The following is a 20,557-nucleotide window of genomic DNA, read 5'->3' as shown; positions in this document are numbered from 1 at the left end:
GCTGTGTGGTCAACGGCCCCGGCGAGGCCCGCGAGGCCGACCTCGGCGTCGCCTCCGGCAACGGCAAGGGCCAGATCTTCGTGAAGGGCGAGGTCGTCAAGACCGTCCCCGAGTCGAAGATCGTGGAGACGCTGATCGAGGAGGCGATGAAGATCGCCGAGGAGATGGAGAAGGACGGCATCGTGTCGGGGGAGCCGGCCGTCACCGTGAACTGAACAGCACGGCATTCGAAGGGGGCCCGAGCGTGACCATTCTGGAGAGCATCCGGCAACCGCGCGACCTGAAGGCGCTGTCCGAGGCGGAACTGGGCGAACTGTCCGACGAGATCAGGGAGTTCCTGGTGCACGCGGTCGCCAGGACCGGCGGGCACCTCGGACCCAACCTCGGGGTGGTGGAACTCACCGTCGCCCTGCACCGGGTCTTCGAGTCGCCGGTGGACCGCATCCTGTGGGACACCGGCCACCAGAGCTACGTCCACAAGCTCCTGACCGGGCGTCAGGACTTCTCCAAGCTGCGCGGCAAGGGCGGTCTGTCCGGCTACCCCTCCCGCGAGGAGTCCGAGCACGACGTCGTCGAGAACAGCCACGCCTCCACGGCCCTCGGCTGGGCCGACGGCCTCGCCAAGGCCCGCCAGGTGCGGGGGGAGCGGGGCCACGTCGTCGCGGTGGTCGGCGACGGCGCCCTCACCGGCGGCATGGCCTGGGAGGCGCTGAACAACATCGCCGCCGCCAAGGACCGGCCGCTGGTCGTCGTCGTCAACGACAACGAACGCTCCTACGCGCCCACCATCGGCGGGCTCGCCAACCACCTCGCCGCCCTGCGCACCACCGACGGTTACGAACGGGTGCTGGCCTGGGGCAAGGACGTGCTCCAGCGCACCCCCGTGATCGGCGGCCCGCTCTACGAGGCGCTGCACGGCGCGAAGAAGGGCTTCAAGGACGCCTTCGCCCCCCAGGGCCTCTTCGAGGACCTGGGGCTGAAGTACGTCGGCCCGATCGACGGCCACGACATCAAGGCAGTGGAGTCCGCGCTGCGCCGCGCCAAGCGCTTCCACGGCCCCGTGCTGGTCCACTGCCTCACCGAGAAGGGCCGCGGCTACGAACCCGCCCTCGCCCACGAGGAGGACCGCTTCCACACCGTCGGCGCGATGGACCCGCTCACCTGCGCGCCCCTCGCACCGTCCGGCGGACGGTCCTGGACCGACGTCTTCGGCGAGGAGATCGTCCGGATCGGCGAGGAGCGCGAGGACGTGGTGGCGATCACCGCCGCCATGCTGCGTCCGGTGGGCCTCGGCGCCTTCGCCGAGCGGTTCCCGGACCGGGTGTGGGACGTCGGCATCGCCGAGCAGCACGCCGCCGTGTCCGCGGCGGGACTGGCGACCGGCGGCCTGCACCCGGTCGTCGCCGTCTACGCCACCTTCCTCAACCGCGCCTTCGACCAGCTGCTGATGGACGTGGCGCTGCACCGCTGCGGGGTCACCTTCGTGCTGGACCGGGCCGGTGTCACCGGTGTCGACGGGCCCTCGCACAACGGGATGTGGGACCTGTCCGCCCTCCAGGTCGTCCCCGGCCTGAGGATCGCCGCGCCCCGCGACGCCGACCGGCTGCGCGCCCAGTTGCGCGAGGCGGTCGCCGTGGACGACGCGCCGACCCTGCTGAGGTTCCCGAAGGAGTCCGTGGGCCCGGCGATCCCCGCCCTGGACCGCGTCGGCGGCGTGGACGTGCTGCACCGGGCGGACGCCCCGGAGGTGCTGCTGGTGGCCGTGGGGGTGATGGCGTCCGTCTGCCTCCAGGCCGCCGAGCTGCTCGAGGCGCGCGGCATCGGGTGCACGGTGGTCGATCCCCGCTGGGTCAAACCCGTCGATCCGGTCCTCCCGCGGATGGCCGCGGGGCACCGCATGGTGGCCGTCGTCGAGGACAACAGCCGTGCGGCCGGGGTCGGTTCGGCGGTGGCGCTCGCGTTGGGCGACGCCGACGTCGACGTGCCCGTACGCCGGTTCGGCATCCCGGAGCAGTTCCTCGCGCACGCCAAGCGCGGTGAGGTGCTCGCCGACATCGGCCTCACCCCGGTCGAGGTCGCCGGACGGATCGGCGCGAGCCTCGCCGTCGGGGAGGAGCGCGCGAAACAGTCACAGGACCCCCGAACCCCCCAGGAGCACCAGGCATGACCACCGCGGAGTCCGCGCCGGAGTCGTCACTGACCGGGAGCTTCGACCTCGGCAGGCTGCTGGCCGAGCGCGGGGCCGAGCGCTACGAGCTGCACGCCCGCCACCTCAACCACCAGCTCCCGCGCATGCTGCGCACCATCGGCTTCGACAAGGTCTACGAACGCGCCGAGGGCGCCCACTTCTGGGACGCCGACGGCAACGACCACCTGGACATGCTCGCCGGGTTCGGGGTGATGGGCCTGGGCCGCCACCACCCGGTGGTCCGCAAGGCGCTGCACGACGTCCTGGACGCCTCCCTCGCCGACCTGACCCGCTTCGACTGCCCGCCGCTGCCCGGACTGCTGGCCGAGAGACTCCTCGCGCACAGCCCGCACCTGGACCGGGTGTTCTTCGGCAACAGCGGCACGGAGGCCGTGGAGAGCGCCCTGAAGTTCGCCCGCTGCGCGACCGGCCGGCCGCGCGTCCTGTACTGCGAACACGCCTTCCACGGCCTGACCACCGGCTCCCTCTCGGTCAACGGCGAGTCCGGCTTCCGGGACGGCTTCGCCCCGCTGCTGCCCGACACGGCCGTCCCCCTCGGCGACCTCGACGCCCTGGAGCGGGAGCTGCGCAAGGGGGACGTGGCCGCCCTGATCGTGGAGCCCGTCCAGGGCAAGGGCGTGCACGAGGCACCGCCCGGCTATCTGCGGGCCGCGCAGGAGCTGCTGCACCGGCACAGGGCGCTGCTGATCGCCGACGAGGTGCAGACCGGGCTGGGCAGGACCGGAGACTTCTACGCCTACCAGCACGAGGCGGGGGTCGAACCGGACCTGGTGTGCGTGGCCAAGGCGCTCTCCGGAGGGTACGTACCGGTGGGCGCCACGATCGGCAAGGACTGGATCTTCAAGAAGGTCTACTCGTCGATGGACCGGGTGCTGGTCCACTCGGCCAGCTTCGGGTCCAACGCCCAGGCCATGGCGGCGGGCCTCGCGGTGCTGTCGGTCATGGAGGACGAAGGGATCGTCGCGCACGCCCGGAGCACCGGCGAGCTGCTGCGGACCCGGCTGGCCGCCCTCACCGAGAGGTACGAGCTGCTCGCCGACGTCCGCGGCCGGGGCCTGATGATCGGCATCGAGTTCGGCCGGCCCCGGTCGCTGAGGCTGCGTTCCCGCTGGGCCGTGCTCCAGGCGGCCCGCAAGGGACTCTTCGCGCAGATGGTGGTCGTGCCGCTGCTGCAACGGCACCGCATCCTCACCCAGGTCTCCGGCGACCACCTGGAGGTGATCAAGTTGATCCCGCCGCTGATCATCGACGAGGCGGACGTGGACCGGTTCGTGACCGCCTTCACCGCGGTGATGGACGACGCCCACGAGGGCGGCCTGGTGTGGGAGTTCGGCAGGACGCTGGTGCGGCAGGCCGTCGCCGACCGCTGAACCCGGGCCGCGCGGGGCCCGCCCCTTTTGCCTCTCGGGCAAGAGAATTGCCTCAGGGGCAAACATCGGGCTGAATGGGGGCATGAGCCCCTCCGAGACCGGACCGCCGGCCGAACCGGCCGACGCGCTCCCCGCGGTCGCGCCACAGCTGCGGGCCCTGCGGCGACGCGCCTCCCTCACCCTGGAGGCCGCCGCCCGCGACGCGGGTCTGTCGCCGGCCCACCTCTCCCGGCTGGAGACCGGGCAGCGTCAGCCCTCACTGCCCATGCTGCTCTCCCTCGCCCGCACCTACGGTACGACGGTCTCCGAGCTGCTCGGTGAGGCGGCCCCCGACCGGGACGCCGTGGTGCGCGCCGCCGACATGGAGCCCACGGCGGCGGGCGGCTGGACGTACTGGCAGGCCGGCGCCGCCGGACGCGGCATGCAGGCCCTGCGGGTCCGTGTGCCGCACGGCTCCCAGGGCGACATCGTGCGCGTCCACCCCGGGGAGGAGTGGCTGTACGTCCTCAGGGGGCGGCTGCGGCTGCGCCTCGGGGACACCCTGCACCGGCTCGCCCCGGGGGACAGCGCCCACTTCGACTCGCTGACCCCGCACCGCATCGCCGCCCAGGACCCCGACGGGGTCGAGCTGCTGTTCGTCCACACCCTGCTGCAGAGCCCCACGGCCGCACTGTGCCTGGGCCCGATCCACGGAGACGCGACATGACCGGCAAAGACATGGAAGACAAGCTCCCCCGGGCCCTGTGGGTGCGGCTGTTCGTCTACGTCGCGGTGGGGCACCTCTTCGCCGCCTTCATCTACTTCCTCTTCGAGGTGGCCCCGAAGAAGTAGGCGCCCGGGGCGTGGGCGCCCGTCTCAGTCGAGCAGGCGCTCGCGCAGCCGCTCCCGGGTCCCGGGGGTGAGGCCGAGTGCCTGCTCCAGGTAGGGGTCCACACCGCCCCAGGTCTCCTCGATGGCCTCGAAGGCGGCCGACAGGTACTCCGCGCGCGCGTCGAAGAGCGGGTTGAGCAGCTCCATGACCTCGGGGGAGTAGGCGGAGGGGGAGCTGCCGCTGCGGCGCACCTTGTAGCGGCGGTGCTTGGCGTTGGACTTCAGGTAGTCGTCGAGGATCGCGTCGCGCTCGACGCCCAGCGCGAGCAGCGTCACCGCCACCGACAGTCCCGCGCGGTCCTTGCCCGCCGCGCAGTGCATCAGCACGGGAACGCTGTCCTCGGCCAGCGAGCGCAGCACCTGGGCGTGCTCCGCGGTGCGCTGCCTGATGGTCAGGCGGTAGGAGCTGATCATCCGCTCCGCACCCTTGCCGTCCGCGAGGATCGAACGCAGCTGCTCCAGGTCGCCGTCGCGGACCATCTTCCAGAACTCGGCACCGTCGGCCGGGTCGCTGAGCGGCAGGTTCACGTTGCGCACGCCCGGCAGTTCGACGTCCGGCCCCTCCAGCCTCTGGTCGGCCGCGTTGCGGAAGTCGAAGACCGTGTGCAGCCCGAGCGAGGACAGGAAGGCGGTGTCCTCCGGGGTCGCGTGGGCGAGATGGCCGCTGCGGAACAGCACCCCGTGGCGTACCCGCCGGCCGTCGACGGTCGGCAGCCCGCCCACGTCGCGGAAGTTGCGCACCCCGGCCAGCTCGGGTTCGGTCGACGGCACCTGCTGCGTCACGAAGGACTCCTCCCGGTCGGCGCCGCCGGCGGGGCTCGTCGACGGGCGTCACTCGACGATACGACATGCCTGCCTGGGACAATGAGTTCTCCACAGGCATTGCCCGGCCGCCCCCACACCCCCGATGATGTTGGTGTCTGATCGCATCTGTTCGGGTCTGTTGGAGGTTCGGTGACGCAGGTCTCCCAAGACGGTCGTACATGGCTCCTGTCGGGCCCGGCCAGCAGCTACGCGGTCCACGTCACGGACCGCGACGAGCTGGTGCACCTGCACTGGGGCGCGCGGATCGCACTCGCCGACGCGGAGGCCCTGGCCGCGCGTCCGCTGCCGGACGACTGGCCGTTCGAGTCCCGCCTCGACGGGCGCGAGGAGTACCCGGTCGAGGGCGGCCCGCGCTTCGTCCGGCCCGCCCTGTCCGTGCGCACCGCCGAGGGGCGGCGCGGCACCGAGTGGGCCTTCGAGGGCCACGACGGGACCGACGACGGTGAGCTCCGCCTCCGCTTCCGTGACGGCGACCTGACCGTCACCCTGCACTACCGGATGTGCGACGACGTGGTCGAGCGCCGGGTGACCCTGCACAACCGGGGCCCCGCGGTCGAGCTCCTGCGCGCCGACTCCGCCACCTGGACCCTGCCCGAGCGCGAGCACTGGCGACTGTCCCAGCTGCACGGCCGCTGGGCCGCCGAGTCCCGGCTGACCCGCTCCCCGCTCACCTACGGCGAGAAGGTCCTCGGCAGCCGCCGGGGCCACACCGGACACCAGCACCTGCCCTGGGTCGCCCTCGACACCGACGCGACCGAGGAGCGCGGCGAGGTCTACGGCTGCGCCCTCGGCTGGTCCGGGTCCTGGCGCGTCTGCGTCGCCCAGCTCCCCGACGCGCGCGTGCAGATCACCGGCGGCGCGGGCCACGACGACTCCGGCCTGCTGGTGCTGGGCACGGACGAGACGTACGTCACGCCGGTCTTCGCCGGGCTGTGGAGCGACGGCGGCTTCGGCGGCGCGAGCCGCGCCTGGCACGCCTACCAGCGGACGTACGTCGTCCCGGACGCGGACCGGGACCGGCCCGTGCTGTTCAACTCCTGGGAGGCCACCGGGTTCGACATCTCCGAGGAGCAGCAGCGGACGCTGGCGCGGCGGGCCGCCGCGATGGGTGTCGAGCTGTTCGTGGTCGACGACGGCTGGTTCGGGGCCCGTACGAGCGACCGGGCCGGGCTCGGCGACTGGACGCCCAACCCCGACCGCTTCCCCGGCGGCCTGAAGCCGCTCGCGGACCACGTGCACGGCCTCGGGATGCGGTTCGGCATCTGGGTCGAGCCGGAGATGGTCAACCCCGACAGCGACCTGTACCGCGCGCACCCCGACTGGGTGCAGTTCCAGCCGGGACGCCGGCGCACGCAGTACCGCAACCAGCTCGTGCTCAACCTCGCGCGCGAGGACGTCAGGGAGTACCTCTGGGAGCGGCTCGACGGGCTGCTCGCCGGCGTCCCGGTCGACTACGTGAAGTGGGACTTCAACCGCTGCTTCACCGACGCCGGCTGGCCGGACGACCCCTACCCGCAGCGACTGTGGACCGACCACGTGCGCGGGCTGTACGCCCTGCTGGACCGGCTGCGGGCGGCCCATCCGGACGTCGCCTTCGAGTCCTGCTCGGGCGGCGGCGGCCGCATCGACCTGGGCATCCTCTCCCGCACCGACCAGGTGTGGACCTCGGACAACACCGACCCGCTGGACCGGCTCGCCGTCCAGCACGGCTTCAGCCAGATCCATCCGGCCCGGGTGATGGCCGCCTGGGTCACCGACAGCCCGAACGCGATGCTCAACGGGCGGGTCAGTCCGCTGCGCTTCCGGTTCGTCAGCGCCATGGCCGGGGTGCTCGGCGTCGGCGGCGACCTCACGCGGTGGACCGAGGAGGAGCTCGCCGAGGCACGGGAGTGGGTCGCGCTCTACAAGGAGATCCGGCCCGCCGTCCAGCGCGGCGACCTGTACCGGCTGCGCCCGCCGGAGGGCGGACTGAGCGCGGTGCAGTACGTCCTCGGCGACGAGGCCGTCGTCCTCGCCTGCCTCCAGGCGCAGCACTACGGAGAGCCCGTCCCGGCGCTCCGGCTGCGCGGCCTCGACCCGGACGCTTCGTACGAATGCCTCGAAACCGGCGAAACACATCGAGGTGCCGTACTGCTGCACCACGGGCTGCGCACCGGTCTGCGGGGAGACCTGGACGCGGCGGTGTTCCGGCTGAGGCGCCGGTGATGCGCTGATTCAGGCGTTCTGTCCGATTGGGGTGATTCACCCCAACGTGCCCGGGAAGAAGGGAGTATGGGGGAGGGGTGCGTGAGCATCGTCATATCCGGGACGACGTGTTGTCGGCATGCTCACGTAATTCCCGTGAACCGCACGGCAGTTCACGAGGGAAAGGGAATCCCGGCTGACGCCCGGTGACGCCATTTCCTCCTGTGGATCACGAAAGAACCCGTTCCGGGTGAACTTCGCGCTTGTCCCCTGGTGTCCGGGTCGCTTACGTTCGCCACCGATCCGGACGGACGCCTAATCCTGCCGCCGCCCGGAGCCCGCACACACTGACCCGTGCACGGCAGGAGCGGGGGACCCACAGGCACGACCGCCTGTTCCGGTTCCCGGAACGGCTCGGGGTTAAGCCGCGCGGCAAACGCGGCCGGGCATCTCCAGTCCGCACCCGACAGCTCACCTCGTAGGCGCCGGAGAGGAATTCGTCATGCCCGCGAAGGGTAAGCACCGCCGTACCAAGGCCCAGCGCCTCACCCGCTCCATCGCCGTCGCCGGGACCGGCGGCGCCGCACTCGCCCTGCCGCTCCTCGGCGCCACCGGCGCGCACGCCGCCACGCCGCAGACCGCCCCCGAGAGGACCGTCCAGTCGCTCTCCGCCTCCGCCGACGCCGGCCAGGCCGCCGCCGAGAAGGGCGGGGAGGTCCGCACGTACACCGTGAAGGCGGGCGACTACCTCGCGAAGATCGCCGAGGCGCAGCACGTCGACGGCGGCTGGAAGCAGCTCTACGCGGACAACCGCGAGGTCATCGGTGACGAGCCGTCGCTCATCCACCCCGGTCTGAAGCTCTCCGTCGACGGCGAGGCCGCCGCGGACGCGCCGGCGGAGCCCTCCTCCGCCGAGGCCCCCCGGCCCGCCGCGCAGCAGCCGGAGCAGCCCGCCGAGGAGTCCTCCTCGGACGCCTCCGCCCAGGCCGCCGACACCGGCCAGGCCGCGAGCGCCTCCGGTTACAGCTCCCCGGTGCCCGGCGCCGGTGGTCTCGGCACCGCCTACAAGGTGGCCGGCAGCATGTGGTCCAGCGGCTACCACACCGGTGTCGACTTCGGCGTCCCGACCGGCACCTCCCTGAAGGCCGTCGGCGCCGGCACCGTCGTCTCCGCCGGCTGGGGCGGCGCGTACGGCAACCAGGTCGTCGTCAAGCTCGACGACGGCTACTACGCCCAGTACGCCCACCTGTCCTCGCTCTCCGTCTCGGCCGGTCAGACGGTCACCGCCGGCCAGGAAGTCGGCCTCTCCGGCGCGACCGGCAATGTGACCGGCCCGCACCTGCACTTCGAGATCCGCACCACCCCGGACTACGGCTCGGACGTGGACCCGGTCTCCTACCTCCGCTCCAAGGGCGTCTCCATCGGCTGACCCCTCAACGCCGCCTTCCTGGCACGCGCGCCGCGGGCCGGCCCCCGATCCCCGGGGCCGGCCCGCGGCGTATTCCGGAGTTGGCCAACATTTTGAGGGTGTCTTATCTCACCGCGCGTCAATCCTTCCTTACGGTCGCGTAGGTCACATTCGAAGAGGAATCATGTACGGCTGTGGCAGACGATTCGAAGAGTGACAGCAGAGCAGTGATCGGGTCGTACGTGGCGGTGGGGGACAGCTTCACCGAGGGCGTCGGCGATCCCGGCCCCGACGGGGCGTTCGTCGGCTGGGCCGACCGGTTCGCCGTGCTCCTCGCGGACCTCCGGCCCGAAGGCGACTTCCGGTACACGAACCTCGCGGTGCGCGGAAAACTACTGGACCAGATCGTGGCGGACCAGCTGCCGAGGGCCGTCGAACTCGCCCCCGACCTGGTCTCGTTCTGCGCGGGCGGCAACGACATCCTCCGTCCGGGCAGCGACCCCGACGAGGTGGCCGAGCGGTTCGAGCGGGCGATCGCCGCGCTCACCGCCGCGTCCGGCACGGTGCTGGTGACGACCGGGTTCGACACCCGGGGCGTGCCCCTGCTGAAGCACCTGCGCGGCAAGATCGCGACGTACAACGGGCACGTGCGGGCCGTGGCCGACCGCTACGGCTGCCCGGTGCTCGACCTGTGGTCCCTCAAGAGCGTCCAGGACCGCAGGGCCTGGGACGCCGACCGGCTGCACCTGTCGCCGGAGGGGCACACCCGCGTCGCGCTCCGCGCCGGGCAGGCCCTCGGCCTGGAGATCCCGGCCGATCCCGAACAGCCCTGGCCGGCCCTGCCGCCCCGCGGCACCCTCGAGATCCGGCGGGACGACGTGCAGTGGGCCCGTGATTACCTGGTGCCGTGGATCGGCCGCCGGCTGCGCGGTGAGTCCTCGGGCGACCACGTGATCGCCAAGGGGACGCTGTCGCCGGACGACATCAAGGTGCGCATCGCCGCGGTGGCGTGAGCGGCCCGCGCGACGGGACGGCGCCCACGGCGGACTGGACGCTGCGGCCGGCGACCGCGTCGGACGTCGAGGCGGTGGCCGGGCTGCGCGCCGTGGTGCTCCGGGCGGACCTGGAACGGCTCGGGCGGTACGACCCGCGGCGGGTGCGGCAGCGGCTGCGCGACGGGTTCGACCCGGCCCGCACGTGGGTGATCGAGGTGGGCGGCGCCTTCGCCGGCTGCGTGGCGCTGCGGCCGGCCGCGGACGCCCGCCGGCTGGAGCACTTCTACCTGGCCCCGGATCTCCAGGGCGGCGGCATCGGTTCCGGCGTGCTGCGCGAGCTGCTGGGGCGGTGCGACCGCGACGGTGCCGTCGTCCGGCTGAACGTGCTGCGGGGCAGTCCGGCCCGGCGCCTCTACGAGCGGCACGGATTCACCCTCGAGGCCGAGGACCCGGTGGACGTCTTCATGGTGCGCGAGCCGCTCCGTCCGCCGCGGCCGCCCCCGGCACCGCGGCGCCGGGCCGGCCGCACATAATGGAATGTCTGACCGACTCCACCTGGAGGTACCGTGGCCGGTTCCCGTTCCCAGAGCTCCGGGCCGCGCGCCCTGCGACCCGTGGCCTTCGGCGCGGACCCGAGTGGCGAGCGCATGGCGCGCATCCGCAGGTCCCCGCACTTCAGGGACGGGGTCTTCCAGAACCCCGGGGGTCCCGCCCGGATCCGCCCGTCGGGCTCGACGCGGGACCTGGCGAGGATCTACCTCGACAAGGACTCCCGGTCCCGGCGTGCCCCGAAGGGCGCCGTCCCGGTGCACCCCACCACCCTCGCCGACATCTCCCGCCCGCCCGCCACGGGGCTGCGCCTGACGTGGGCGGGCCACTCCAGCGTCCTCGCGGAGATCGACGGGCACCGGGTCCTGTTCGACCCCGTGTGGGGTGAGCGCTGCTCGCCGTTCCCCTTCGCCGGGCCCAGACGGCTGCACCCCGTGCCGCTGCCGCTGGCCGCGCTCGGCCCGGTCGACGTCGTCGTGATCTCGCACGACCACTACGACCACCTCGACCTGCCCACGATCAAGGCGCTGGCCGGCACCGGCACGCTGTTCGCCGTCCCCCTCGGCGTCGGCGCGCACCTGGAGCGCTGGGGCGTGCCCGCCGGGCGGCTGCGCGAGCTGGACTGGCACGAGACGACGGAGGTCGGCGGCCTCACCCTCACCGCCACCCCGGCCCGCCACTTCTGCGGCCGGGGCCTGCGCAACGCCCAGCACACCCTCTGGGCCTCCTGGGTGGTCGCGGGCGGGGAGCACCGGATCTACCACAGCGGTGACACCGGCTACTTCGACGGCTTCAAGGACATCGGCGCCGGCCACGGCCCGTTCGACGCCACGATGATCCAGGTCGGCGCGTACTCGGACTTCTGGCCCGACATCCACATGACGCCCGAGGAGGGCGTCCGGGCCCATCTCGACCTGCAGGGCGGCGAGGCGGCCGGCGTGCTGCTGCCCATCCACTGGGGGACGTTCAACCTGGCGCCGCACGCGTGGGCGGAGCCGGGGGAGTGGATGAAGGACGCGGCCGAGGAGGCCGGCCAGGCGGTGGCGTTCCCGCGGCCGGGCGAGCCGTTCGAGCCGGCGGCGAGGCTGCCGGCGGAGGCGTGGTGGCGGGCGGTCTCCGGTCCGGTCGCGCGCTCGTGGCGGCGCCCCCGGATCGCTGAGGGGGCGGCCGAGACGAGCAAGGGCGATCTCGACCTCGCCGGTGAGCGGTGACCCCGGCCGGGGACGGGCTCGGGAAGACGGCCCGGATGCCGGAGCGTCTCCCGGCTGAAGAGCGGGACCGTGTGCGGGGAGCCTCGGACGGGCGCTCTGGAGGAAGCGGCGGATCATGCTGTCCTGGTCTTCGCGGGTGGCGCGGTCGGTTCCGGCGAGGGTGAAGCGGCCCAGGGCTGCGAACAGGCGCCGGGCGTCGCCGTCGCGGTCACGGATGGCCGCGCCTGCGACGGGGTCCGCGGCCGGGTCTCGCCCTTGCCGTCGCGTTCGGCCCCTCGCCGGCCGGCGTCTCCGCGTCTCGGCGCCGGGGCGGCCCGCCGGTGGAGTCGGTCCGGGGGAGGGCTGAGCTGGGGAACTCGTGACGGCAGCGGGCGCACCGCCCCTCGTCTTCGTGCACGGGACGCGGTTCAGCGCGGGGCAGTGCGCCAGGGCTGTCCGAGCGCAGCGGGACCCGCGAACGCCCAGGCCGGCCAGGACGCGGGCGGTGACCGCGCATCCGTGAGGGCCAGCGCCGGCGACAAGGCCCCACCAGCTACTGCTGCCGGGTCGCCCGAGACCCTGGCCTTCCCGCCCGGACCCGGTGCCCGGGAACGGCGCGGCCAGGTCATGGGGCGGCCGTGCCGTGCCGCCGAAGCGGTGGCGAAGGCCGTCGGCGATCGACGCGCGTCCTCGCCGGCGACGCTGCTGCGCACCCCCTTCCCGGCGTCCGGCCCCGGGGACCCCTCGAGCTCGAAGCAAGCCGTCCCCAGGCCGCCCCCGCAGTCGTGCGACCGTGTGACGGAGCCCTTCACGCTGCCCGGGCGGCGGCGGTCCGGGTGCCTCCCCTGTCGCGCGGAGGGCCCGTAGCAGGCGGCCGGGGACGCTGTCGGAGAGGCATTCGGCAGGTGTCGCCACCCGGTACGAGGAGCTCTTCGGGAGCGGCTGACGCCGAAGCGCGGCCACCGGCGCCGTCCACGTCCGTGATGCGCGGGGCGGGACCTACAGCGCCGCCCCGCGCCGGGTCTCCACCGCCAGGACGTGTTCGACAGCCTGGATCAACGTCTCCTTGACCGAGGTGCGCAGGCGGGCGTCGCAGAGCAGGACCGGTACGTGCGGGCCCAGCGCCAGTGCCTGGCGTACCGTCTCCGCCGGGTACCGGCGGGCGCCCTCGAAACAGTTGACGGCGACCACGAACGGCAGGCCGCTGCGCTCGAAGTAGTCGACGGCCGGGAAGCAGTCGGGCAGCCGCCGGGTGTCGGCCAGGACGATCGCGCAGAGCGCACCGGCGGCCAGCTCCTCCCACATGAACCAGAAGCGGTCCTGGCCGGGGGTGCCGAACAGGAAGAGCGCGAGACGGTTGTGGATGGTGATCCGACCGAAGTCCAGGGCCACCGTGGTCGTGCCCTTCCGTTCGACACCCGACAGGTCGTCCACGTCGATGCCGGACCGGGTCAGAGTCTCCTCCGTGTGGAAGGGGAGGATCTCGCTGACCGTGGAGACCAGGGTGCTCTTTCCCACCCCGAAGCCCCCTGCCACCAGGATCTTCGCGGCGTCCGGCAGCTCTGTCTGTGGCATGGCGGGCTTGCCTTTCGGTTTCGTGCTCACAGTGCGCGCAGTCCTTCGAGTACTTCTCTGATCATCCGGACGCTGGGCCGTGCCGCCGGATCGGCGGGCTGCCGCACCCGGATGGCCCGGGCGTTGAAGAGGTCTCCGAGCAGCACGCGTACGACTCCCACCGGCAGGTTCATGCGCGCCGCCACCTCGCCCACCGGGCGCGGGCTGCGGCAGAGGGCGAGGATCGCGCGGTGTTCGGGCTGCATCTCCACCTCGTACTGGAGGGTGTCGACCGTGGCGACCACGAAGGCCACCAGGTCGAAGAAGTAGCCCTCGTTGCGGGTCCGTCCCCGCACCATGGCGTACGGGCGGACGACCGGACCGGCCGCCTCGTCCACCCATTGCGCGTGGGTCATCGTGGCTCGACCGACATGTGGAAGCCGAGGCGCTTGACCAGCATGGCCATCTCGTAGGCGACGACGCCGATGTCCGCGCCCCGGTGGGTCAGCGCCGTCAGACAGGAGTTGTCGCCCGCCGCGCACACGAACAGGAAGCCGCCCTCCATCTCCACCATGGTCTGGAGCACCGCGCCGCCGCCGAAGTGGCGCCCGGCGCCCTTGGCGAGGCTGTGGAACCCGGAGGCGACCGCGGAGAGCCGTTCGGCCTGGTCGCGGTCGAGTGCCTCGGAGGAGCCGAGCAGCAGCCCGTCCGTGGACAGCAGGACGGCGTGACCGATCTCCGGCACGTTGCGCACCATGTCGCTCAGCAGCCAGTCGAGGGAGGAGCCCGTCTCGGACGGGCCGACGTGGGTCATGTCAGCCACGGTGTCAACCACGCTTTCTGGGAGTGGGGGTGGGGGTGTGGGCCGGGAAGGCGGCGTGCGCGTCGTGGCCGAGCGCGTCGCCGCCCGGCCGGCCGGCCGGGCCGCCGGGGGCCGCGTACTGCTCGACCCGGGCGCGGGCCGCGCCCGCCTGGAGGGCGGACATCATCGAGCGGACCTGGTCGGGGCGTTCGGCCACGGGGTGGCGGAGCCGCTCGTCCGGGTGGGGCTGGGGGACGGCGGGGCCGCGTGCCGCGGTTCCGGCCGGTGCCGGTGGGCCGACACGCCGCTCGTAGTCGGTGCGGCCCCAGTTCATGAGCTGTCCGCGACCGTCGGCATCGCCGCTGGAGGTGGCCTGGTCCGAGAGGTTCGCCTGGGGTACGCGGACCGGGAGGCCGTCGATCATGCCGCCCTGCGCCGGTTCCGGCGCGGGGACCGGGTGGGGGCGTGCCGGGGCCGGGTGGAACGGGGCCGGAGCCGGTGCCGGGCGGGCCGGAGCCGTCATCGGGGCCGCGTGGGCCGGTGCCGGGCGGGCCGGAGCCGTCATCGGGGCCGGAGCCGCGTGGGCCGGTGCCGGGTGGGCCGGAGCCGTCATCGGGGCCGGAGCCGCGTGGGCCGGTGCCGGTGGGGCCGTGGGCGCCGGCACCGGTGGGTCTGCGGGTGCCGGGGCCAGGGCCTCGGGGGCCGGGGGCTCCGACGAGGGCTGGGGCCACTCCAGCAGGTCGTCCGGGATGAGGACCACCGCGTTGACGCCGCCGTAGGGCGAGCGGCGCAGGGTCACCTCGATGCCGTGGCGGTGGGCCAGGCGGCCCACGGTGACCAGGCCGAGGCGGGTGCTGTCCAGGGTGGTGACGTCCAGCGGTGCGCCGAGGCGCCGGTTGGCCGCCTCCAGTTCCTCCGGCGGCATGCCGAGGCCGCGGTCGTCGATCTCGATGACCAGGCCGCTGGCCGCCTTGCCCACGCTGACCCGGACCTCGCTGTCGGAGGGCGAGAACACCTCCGCGTTCTCGACGAGTTCGGCGAGCAGGTGGATGACGTCGGCGGCGGCACGGCCCTGGATGCCCACCGCCGGCACGGGCAGTACGACGACCCGCGTGTACTGTTCGGTCTCCGCGATGCCGGCGCGGACGACGTCCACCGCGGGGACCGCCCGGCGCCAGAGCCGGCCCGGCGCGGAACCGGAGACGATCAGCAGGCCTTCGGCGTAGCGCCGCATGCGGGTGGCGAGCTGGTCGAGTTCGAAGAGCCGGTCCAGGGTGTTGGCGTCCTCCTCGTGGCGTTCCATCACGTCGAGCAGACTGAGCTGCCGGTGGATGAGGACCTGGCTGCGGCGGGCGAGGTTGACGAAGAGCTGGTTGATGCCCTGGTGCAGGCGGACGTCCTCCTGGGCGAGTTCCACGGCGGTGCGCTGCAGCGCGTCGAAGGCGGCCCCGAGTTCCGCCATCTCCCGGTTGACGAAGACGGGGCTCTCCATGCCGGTGCGGACGTCCACCGTCTCGCCGCGGCGCAATCGGCCCACGACGTCACGGAGTTTGTCGTCGGTGAGGTTGCGTGAGGAGGTGTTGAGGCGGTTGATGTCGCCGACGAGGGAGCGCGCCATCCGGATCGACATCACGACGGAGGTGATCAGCGAGACGAGGCTGAGCGTTCCCGCGACGACGAGTTCGACGAAGGCGCGGTGAGCCGGGGGGCCGGTGCGGGTGAAGACCAGGTCGATGTAGTCGAGGGCGGTCGTGCTGTTCACCTTGGCCGCCGTGTCGTAGGCGGTACGCCACTGCGCGATGGTGAAGGGGAGCGTGCGGGCGGCCGGGCCCGCGTCGATGAGACTGTCCTCCAGGGCGGTCACCTCGGTCATGGCCCCGCCGGGGGCGGCGAGTTCCAGGAACGGCTTGCGCTGGGCGGCGGGAAGCCGGGCGAGCACCTCGGCGCTCAGCAGCCGTCGGGCGCCGATGGTCTGGACGAGGGTGCGGTAGGCGGTGGCGCTCAGCCGGCGGTCGGGGGTGGCGGCGGCGGCCGAGATCAGCGCGTCCTCCCGGGAGAGGAGGTCGCCCGCGGGCACCTGGGTGTAGAGGGCCTGGCCGAACTCCTGGGCGTCCTGGTCGGGGAGGATCGTCATGGCGCGCAGCGCCTCGGCGATGTCCTCGTTGATGCCGGTGTAGGCGGCCATGATCCGGTCCGGCGAACTGGTGCCCGCGTCGGTTCCGCGCCGGATGTCGCTCAGGGTGGCGAGGGACTTCTCGGCGCGGTCGACGCCCTCACGCACCGAGTCGCTCTGCGCGCTGCGGACCTCCTCGTCGTGTGCCTCCTTCAGGAACGCGGCTATCGCCGCGTCGCTGGCCGCACGCCCGGCGGCCAGCGAGGCGGGGTCGCCGTCCGGGGCGGTGGCCGCCACGACCGCGTCGCGCCGTTCGCTCTGGAGGGCCACCACGGCCCGGCCGAGAGGGGCGGCGAGGTGGTTGCCGATGGTGTCGACGCGCGAGAGGGTCAGCGCGTTGCCGAGAGCCAGGTGGGCGGCGTAGCCGCAGAGTGCGGCCAGTGACACCAGTGGAAGCAGGAGAAGCGCCGTGAACTTGCGGCGGATGGACCAGCCCTGACGTTTCATTGAGGCCCTGTCGAGTAGCGCGGTGGCGCGCGGCTGCCGGCGAACGGATGGGGTACTGCCGAGCGCGGAGAGCACCTTGCCCACGGCATGAACAGAATGCGTGGCTCATGCGCAGGCCGGGTGGAGGGGAAGCCCATGACCATGGCGGGATCTCCGCGCCTTGATCATGGTAAGACTGATCTGACGACCCGTTACTTAATAAAGTCCGACATTTTCGTTAACGCGGGAGAGCCCGCTGTCGCGCCCCGTCCGGCGCCGTACGGCCGTGCTGGATAATGCGGGCATGCGGATCTCGGCCAGGGCGGACTATGCGGTGCGCGCCGCGCTGCAGCTCGCCGCCGCCCCGCGGGCCTGCCCGCTCACCGCGGAGGCGATCGCCGACGCCCAGGAGATCCCGCACAAGTTCCTGGAGGGCATCCTCAACGACATGCGCCGGGAGGGCCTGGTGACGAGCCGGCGCGGCGCCAACGGCGGGTACCGGCTGGCCTCGCCGGCGGACGACATCAGCATCGCGGACGTCATCCGGGCCGTCGACGGTCCGCTGGTGTCGGTGCAGGGGGTGCGTCCGCCCGACCTGTCGTACACCGGTCCGGCCTCCGCCCTGCTCCCGCTGTGGATCGCCCTGCGCGCCAACGTGCGGCAGATCCTGGAGGGCGTGTCCCTGGCCGACGTCGTCTCCGGCCGGCTGCCCGACGGGGTCATGCGGCTGGCGGACGCCCCCGCCGCCTGGACCAATCCGTAGTCGTCCCGCTCCCCGGGACGGTCGCGTCCGGTGGCTGGATGCCCGCTTGCTCCGGACCGGCCGCTCCCACAGGATGATTCCCTACCAATCCGATAGGGAAATGGGGAGCCGTGGGTGAGATGGGGGTGATCACCGCCGCCGGGGACCACTGGCAGCGCGTCACCGACGAGGTCGCCGACGACCTCGCCGTGGACGCGATCGACCGCGAGCGGGCCGGTGAACCGCCCTCCGACGAGGTCGCGCGGCTGCGGGAGTCCGGACTGCCGGCCGTTCTCACCCCTCCCGCGCCGGACGGACGCGGGATGGGCTGGCGCGAGGCCTCCGCCGTCGTCCGCCGTATCGCCGCAGCCGACGGGTCGATCGGTGAACTGCTTGGCCGCCACTACGTGCTGTCCTGGAGCGCCCGCTTCTTCGCCACCCCGGAGCGGGCCGCCGAGCTGGAGGCGCGCGCGGTCCGGGAGCAGTGGCTCTGGGCGGGTGACACCGCGGTACCCCGGCCGCTTCCCCGCGGCGACCTGCCGGGCCCCACGCTCACCCCCGCCGACGGCGGCGGCCGGTTCCTCCTCGACGGGCACCGCGCCCTGCCCACCGCGGTCGGCGAGGCCGACCGGCTGGTGCTCGACGCCGTCTGCTCCGTCACGCACGAGCCGGTCGTCGTGGTCGTGGACGCGCGGCACCCGCGCGTCGGCCGCGTCCTGGCGCACGACCGGCTCGGCCAGCGGCTCACCGGTGCGGGCACCGTCCACTTCGACGGCGTGCCGGTCGACGCCGCCGACGTCCTGGGCCCCGCCGGCCGCGACGAGGACACGACCCCGCCCCATGCCGCCCTCGCCCCGCACGCGCTCGGCCTCATGCTGACCCAGGTCGCCCTGGGCGTGGCCGAGGGGGCGCTGGCGGAGGCCAGGGACCTCAGCCGCTCCGCGCGCCACACCCGGCCGCCGCACGACGACGCCGACCTCCTGCTGGCCTACGGGGAACTCGCCCTCGCCCTGCACACCGCCTCGGCGGTGGCCGACCGCGCGACGGCGGCGATGGAGGAGGCCCTCGCGGCGGGACGGGGGCTCGACCACGAGCGGTGCGCGGAGACGGCCGCCCAGGCGACGATGGCCGGCGCGGTCACCACCAGGGCCGCCCTCCTCACCGGCGAGCGCGTGCTGGCCCTCACCGACGCGGACGGCGTCGACCGGTTCTGGCGCAACGTCCTGGCGCTGGTGGACCGCGGCCCCGCCGGCCCCACCATGCGGGCCATCGGCGACCACTACCTGAACACCGCGGGGAACGGGGTTCCCTCCCCGCCCTGGCCCGACCATTACGGTGAGTGATGCCCCGGCCGATGGGGTGGGGCGCGCCGACGGCGGCCGGGAGCGTCCGGCCCGCCGGCTCCAGGCGGCCCGGGCGCGTCGGCGGGGTCGGATCCCCTCGGGTCCTCCGGACTCGTGATGACCACTTGTGACCAGCTCTGATCGCTTCCCGCTCCCTTCCGGCTCCTTGTTCGAGCGGGTTATCGGTCTGTCGTACGAGGCCTCATACCAGAGCGCGATGCTGTCCGCATCAGTTTGTCAACTGCCCATCGCCCATGATGCGGTGGTGACTACGGTGAGTGCCGGTCGGACGGCGCCGCGGCACCTCACGTCGTGCGGCGCGCTGCGCCGCGGGCCGCGTCCAACAGTCGGATTCAGGGAGCGGGGACCGGTACGTGCAGCCACAAGGCGGACGAGGGAGCGGACGGGGCGAGGGACCCCGGCACCCGGGCCCGGCCGGCGCGCGGAGCGCCGCCGACGCCACGGTGACGGCCCGCGAGCCGGGGCGCGGCGCCGCGCGCCCCGCCGACACCCGGGTGGACCGTCGCGCGGGCGGACGGCACGGCCGGCCGGCCGCACGGACCGCCCCCGCGCCGCTCGAGACACCGATACGACCCCAACTGCTGCGCCTCGCCGTGCTGCCGCCCGTCGCGGTGGCCCTCAGCGCCTGCGCGGCCGTGCTCTTCACCGTCCGCTCCACCGGAGTCCGGCCGGGCCTCACCCTCTGGGCCGTCCTCGGCGGCGCCGCCTCCGTGACGTGCGCCGGCGTCGTCATCGCGGCCGTGGCCGCCGACCGCGCCGCCCGGGCCGTGCACGACCGCGTCGGCGCGCTGCGCCGGAGCACCGCCCGGAACGAGGCCGACCTGCGGGCCCTCGTCGAGGCACTGCGCCGCGGCGACGCCCCGCCGCCCGCACGCGGGTCGCGGGGCGAACGGGCGGGCGACCCCGACGCCGACTTCGGCCTGCTCGCCGCCGACCTCGCCCGCGCGCACGACGGCGCCGTCCACGCCGTCGTGGAGGCCTCCCGGCTCTCCAGCCGGACCGGCAGCGAACAGAAGCTCGAGGTGTTCGTCAACCTCGCCCGGCGTCTGCAGTCCCTGGTGCACCGCGAGATCTCCCTCCTCGACGAGCTGGAGAACGAGATGGAGGACCCCGACCTGCTCAAGGGGCTCTTCCACGTCGACCACCTCGCCACCCGCATCCGCCGCCACGCCGAGAACCTCGCCGTGCTCGGCGGGGCCGTCTCCCGGCGGCAGTGGAGCAACCCCGTCCCCATGACCGAGGTGCTGCGCTCGGCGATCGCCGAGGTCGAACAGTACTCACGGGTCAAGCTCGTACCGCCGGTCGACGGCACCCTGCGCGGACACGCCGTCGCCGACGTCATCCACCTGCTCGCCGAACTCGTCGAGAACGCCACGGTGTTCTCCGCCCCGCACACCCAGGTGCTGCTGCGCGCCGGCCTCGTCACCTCCGGACTCGCCGTCGAGGTCGAGGACCGCGGGCTCGGCATGCCCGCCGGCGAGCAGGACCGGATGAACGCACTGCTCACCGACCCCGACCAGGTGCACGTCGCCAGCCTGCTGGCCGACGGCCGGATCGGTCTGTTCGTGGTCTCCCAGCTCGCCAGGCGGCACGGGATCCACGTCCGGCTCCAGACCAACATCTACGGCGGGGTCCAGGCCGTGCTCGTGGTGCCGCAGGCGCTGCTCGGCCCGGAGCCCGAAGCCGCCGACGACGGGCCGGACGGGACGCGCCCCCCGCACGACAGCCGCACCGGCGCCGTCCCGGCGGTCCGTCACACGGCCGCCGCACCGGAGGCTCCCGTGGACGGGCCGGCCGCGGGCGGCAGGCCCGTGCCCGCGGCCCCCCGCGCCCCCGCGCCCCCCGGGCCCCACACCCCCGCGCCGCCCCCGCCCCCGCCCCCCCCCCCCCCCCCCC

Annotated in this window: 17 protein-coding genes, 1 pseudogene and 1 riboswitch; of the genes and pseudogenes, 13 read left to right on the top strand and 5 right to left on the bottom strand. The window is 73.6% G+C overall.

Annotation, left to right across the window (positions count from 1 at the left end; translation table 11 throughout):
• The 5 genes and pseudogenes from ABTY20_RS31195 to ABTY20_RS31175 form a co-directional block, all read left to right on the top strand.
• Positions 1-215: pseudogene (locus ABTY20_RS31195) on the top strand (flavodoxin-dependent (E)-4-hydroxy-3-methylbut-2-enyl-diphosphate synthase); the annotation flags it as partial.
• Positions 216-244: 29 nt separating this feature from the next.
• On the top strand, positions 245-2,167 hold the full coding sequence (dxs, locus tag ABTY20_RS31190) for a 1-deoxy-D-xylulose-5-phosphate synthase (RefSeq protein WP_352000500.1): 1,923 nt from the start codon (positions 245-247) through the stop codon (positions 2,165-2,167).
• Complete coding sequence (locus tag ABTY20_RS31185) at positions 2,164-3,579, top strand: aspartate aminotransferase family protein (protein WP_352000499.1); 1,416 nt, start codon at positions 2,164-2,166, stop codon at positions 3,577-3,579. The genes dxs and ABTY20_RS31185 overlap by 4 nt, the downstream gene beginning before the upstream one ends.
• A gap of 82 nt (positions 3,580-3,661) precedes the next feature.
• Entirely contained in the window at positions 3,662-4,285 is a 624-nt protein-coding gene (locus tag ABTY20_RS31180) for a helix-turn-helix domain-containing protein (protein WP_352000498.1), read from the top strand.
• Positions 4,282-4,410, top strand: coding sequence for a DUF6126 family protein (locus ABTY20_RS31175; protein ID WP_352000497.1), 129 nt, complete (start codon positions 4,282-4,284; stop codon positions 4,408-4,410). The genes ABTY20_RS31180 and ABTY20_RS31175 overlap by 4 nt, the downstream gene beginning before the upstream one ends.
• A 24-nt stretch (positions 4,411-4,434) precedes the next feature.
• Here the strand turns inward: ABTY20_RS31175 and ABTY20_RS31170 are convergent, their stop codons facing one another.
• Positions 4,435-5,232, bottom strand: a complete 798-nt coding sequence (locus ABTY20_RS31170) for a tyrosine-protein phosphatase (RefSeq protein WP_352000496.1) — start codon at positions 5,230-5,232, stop codon at positions 4,435-4,437.
• A gap of 171 nt (positions 5,233-5,403) precedes the next feature.
• On the opposite strand from ABTY20_RS31170, the gene ABTY20_RS31165 reads away from it, so the two are divergent.
• The 5 genes from ABTY20_RS31165 (at position 5,404) to ABTY20_RS31145 (ending at position 11,621) form a co-directional block, all read left to right on the top strand.
• The gene (locus tag ABTY20_RS31165; protein ID WP_352000495.1) at positions 5,404-7,479 is read left to right on the top strand and encodes an alpha-galactosidase; all 2,076 of its coding nucleotides are present in this window, start codon (positions 5,404-5,406) and stop codon (positions 7,477-7,479) included.
• 314 nt (positions 7,480-7,793) lie between these two features.
• Positions 7,794-7,956, top strand: a riboswitch (cyclic di-AMP (ydaO/yuaA leader).
• A gap of 4 nt (positions 7,957-7,960) precedes the next feature.
• Positions 7,961-8,887 carry a M23 family metallopeptidase gene (locus ABTY20_RS31160; protein WP_352000494.1) on the top strand — a complete coding sequence of 309 codons (927 nt, stop codon included), beginning with the start codon at positions 7,961-7,963 and terminating at the stop codon, positions 8,885-8,887.
• A gap of 206 nt (positions 8,888-9,093) precedes the next feature.
• Positions 9,094-9,879 carry an SGNH/GDSL hydrolase family protein gene (locus ABTY20_RS31155; protein WP_352000504.1) on the top strand — a complete coding sequence of 262 codons (786 nt, stop codon included), beginning with the start codon at positions 9,094-9,096 and terminating at the stop codon, positions 9,877-9,879.
• Positions 9,876-10,394 carry a GNAT family N-acetyltransferase gene (locus ABTY20_RS31150; RefSeq protein WP_352000493.1) on the top strand — a complete coding sequence of 173 codons (519 nt, stop codon included), beginning with the start codon at positions 9,876-9,878 and terminating at the stop codon, positions 10,392-10,394. Before ABTY20_RS31155 ends, ABTY20_RS31150 begins: the two co-directional genes overlap by 4 nt.
• Before the next feature lie 33 nt (positions 10,395-10,427).
• Positions 10,428-11,621: an MBL fold metallo-hydrolase gene (locus tag ABTY20_RS31145; RefSeq protein ID WP_352000492.1), complete on the top strand. Its 1,194-nt coding sequence runs from the start codon at positions 10,428-10,430 to the stop codon at positions 11,619-11,621.
• Positions 11,622-12,599: 978 nt separating this feature from the next.
• Here the strand turns inward: ABTY20_RS31145 and ABTY20_RS31140 are convergent.
• The 4 genes from ABTY20_RS31140 to ABTY20_RS31125 are packed head-to-tail and all read right to left on the bottom strand — an operon-like array spanning position 12,600 to position 16,576.
• A complete protein-coding gene (locus tag ABTY20_RS31140; RefSeq protein WP_352000491.1) occupies positions 12,600-13,175 on the bottom strand; it encodes a GTP-binding protein in 576 nt (191 codons plus the stop codon).
• A 26-nt stretch (positions 13,176-13,201) separates the two neighbouring features.
• Entirely contained in the window at positions 13,202-13,570 is a 369-nt protein-coding gene (locus ABTY20_RS31135; RefSeq protein WP_352000490.1) for a DUF742 domain-containing protein, read from the bottom strand.
• A complete protein-coding gene (locus ABTY20_RS31130) occupies positions 13,567-13,968 on the bottom strand; it encodes a roadblock/LC7 domain-containing protein (RefSeq protein ID WP_352000489.1) in 402 nt (133 codons plus the stop codon). Before ABTY20_RS31130 ends, ABTY20_RS31135 begins: the two co-directional genes overlap by 4 nt.
• A 13-nt stretch (positions 13,969-13,981) precedes the next feature.
• Entirely contained in the window at positions 13,982-16,576 is a 2,595-nt protein-coding gene (locus ABTY20_RS31125) for a sensor histidine kinase (protein WP_352000488.1), read from the bottom strand.
• Positions 16,577-16,859: 283 nt separating this feature from the next.
• Here ABTY20_RS31125 and ABTY20_RS31120 point away from each other — a divergent pair, with 283 nt between their 5' ends.
• The 3 genes from ABTY20_RS31120 to ABTY20_RS31110 form a co-directional block, all read left to right on the top strand.
• Positions 16,860-17,318: an RrF2 family transcriptional regulator gene (locus ABTY20_RS31120; RefSeq protein ID WP_352000487.1), complete on the top strand. Its 459-nt coding sequence runs from the start codon at positions 16,860-16,862 to the stop codon at positions 17,316-17,318.
• A 119-nt stretch (positions 17,319-17,437) separates the two neighbouring features.
• Positions 17,438-18,640: an acyl-CoA dehydrogenase family protein gene (locus tag ABTY20_RS31115; protein WP_352000503.1), complete on the top strand. Its 1,203-nt coding sequence runs from the start codon at positions 17,438-17,440 to the stop codon at positions 18,638-18,640.
• A gap of 464 nt (positions 18,641-19,104) precedes the next feature.
• On the top strand, positions 19,105-20,557 hold a 1,453-nt coding region (locus tag ABTY20_RS31110; RefSeq protein WP_352000502.1), incomplete at its 3' end, for a sensor histidine kinase.

Origin of the sequence: Streptomyces sp. NPDC126497, assembly GCF_040302425.1 — a bacterium.
GTDB lineage: Bacteria > Actinomycetota > Actinomycetes > Streptomycetales > Streptomycetaceae > Streptomyces.
This window is presented reverse-complemented; position numbering and strand designations above follow the sequence as displayed.

Bases quoted from the DNA above. Each gene is read 5' to 3' on its own strand.
- ABTY20_RS31185 (WP_352000499.1), top strand. From the start codon at position 2,164: ATGACCACCGCGGAGTCCGCGCCGGAGTCGTCACTGACCGGGAGCTTC.
- ABTY20_RS31180 (WP_352000498.1), top strand. From the start codon at position 3,662: ATGAGCCCCTCCGAGACCGGACCGCCGGCCGAACCGGCCGACGCGCTC.
- ABTY20_RS31175 (WP_352000497.1), top strand. From the start codon at position 4,282: ATGACCGGCAAAGACATGGAAGACAAGCTCCCCCGGGCCCTGTGGGTG.
- ABTY20_RS31160 (WP_352000494.1), top strand. From the start codon at position 7,961: ATGCCCGCGAAGGGTAAGCACCGCCGTACCAAGGCCCAGCGCCTCACC.
- ABTY20_RS31140 (WP_352000491.1), bottom strand. From the start codon at position 13,175: ATGCCACAGACAGAGCTGCCGGACGCCGCGAAGATCCTGGTGGCAGGG.
- ABTY20_RS31135 (WP_352000490.1), bottom strand. From the start codon at position 13,570: ATGACCCACGCGCAATGGGTGGACGAGGCGGCCGGTCCGGTCGTCCGC.
- ABTY20_RS31130 (WP_352000489.1), bottom strand. From the start codon at position 13,968: ATGACCCACGTCGGCCCGTCCGAGACGGGCTCCTCCCTCGACTGGCTG.
- ABTY20_RS31125 (WP_352000488.1), bottom strand. From the start codon at position 16,576: ATGAAACGTCAGGGCTGGTCCATCCGCCGCAAGTTCACGGCGCTTCTC.
- ABTY20_RS31120 (WP_352000487.1), top strand. From the start codon at position 16,860: ATGCGGATCTCGGCCAGGGCGGACTATGCGGTGCGCGCCGCGCTGCAG.
- ABTY20_RS31115 (WP_352000503.1), top strand. From the start codon at position 17,438: ATGGGGGTGATCACCGCCGCCGGGGACCACTGGCAGCGCGTCACCGAC.